The following is a 921-nucleotide window of genomic DNA, read 5'->3' on the forward strand; positions in this document are numbered from 1 at the left end:
GTTTTAAGCTTGAAGGTAGGTGCAACCCATTCTCCCTTTTCATTATAACCTGCTCCTCCACCAAAATACGTCGCAAATGTCTGATTCATTGAATAAAGTTGATTACCAGCGACAGCATCTGTTGATTTAGCGCTAATCTCACCATTTGCTAGAAACGTAATTCTACTGTTTTCTTGTGTCCTTACAGCCCTGCCTTGTTCTTCTTGCTTCTTCTCATGACGCGCGACAAAGGCATTGGCTTCATTACTCCAATTCAAAGAATCCTGCGCTACTCCTTCAGAAACCTCTTTAATCCGCGCATTCACATTCTTGATATTCTCATCAAGACCAGTAAATGCACTACCAACATTATCAAAAGAGCCATTTGTTATATTACCAGCTGTATCAACCTTGGATAACTTGTAGGTTGGTCCTGTAAACGTACCCTCAACAAATTTTGCATCGCCACCAAGGAATTTAGCTACATTCTGAGAAATCGTGTTGATCTGACTACCATTAATCGCATCATGTGAACTCTCACCAATGGCACCATCTTTTACATTATGAAGTGCAACTGGTCCTGCATCCTTACCTTTACCTAAAGTCACACTCGTGTAATCAATGCCGCCATTCTCACCCTCTTTTTTATCGTAATGAACAACAGCTGAATCATCTGACTGAAGGCTGGTAGAAAGATCCTTCAGACTTGCATCAAGCTGACCTTTGTTAACAGCTTCATTATCCTTTGTTGCTTCACCAACACCTGAAAGTGTCCGATCCCCTTTGTCTTTATTTGCGATATTGAGTTCTGTACCTTCTACTTCTTTACCAATAGTGATAACTTTTGTCTTTTCATCCTGCTTCGCAAGGCTATCACTGACAACATTGGTAACATCATTATGAACATTCGTGATAGAACTCGCAACTCCAGCAAATGCTTCC

General features: G+C 40.8%; 1 pseudogene. It reads right to left on the reverse strand.

Annotation, left to right across the window (positions count from 1 at the left end):
* Positions 1–921, reverse strand: a pseudogene (locus ACFIL3_RS10565) (hypothetical protein); the annotation flags it as partial.

This window comes from Bartonella sp. CE47NXGY (genome assembly GCF_042195415.1).
Lineage (GTDB): Bacteria > Pseudomonadota > Alphaproteobacteria > Rhizobiales > Rhizobiaceae > Bartonella.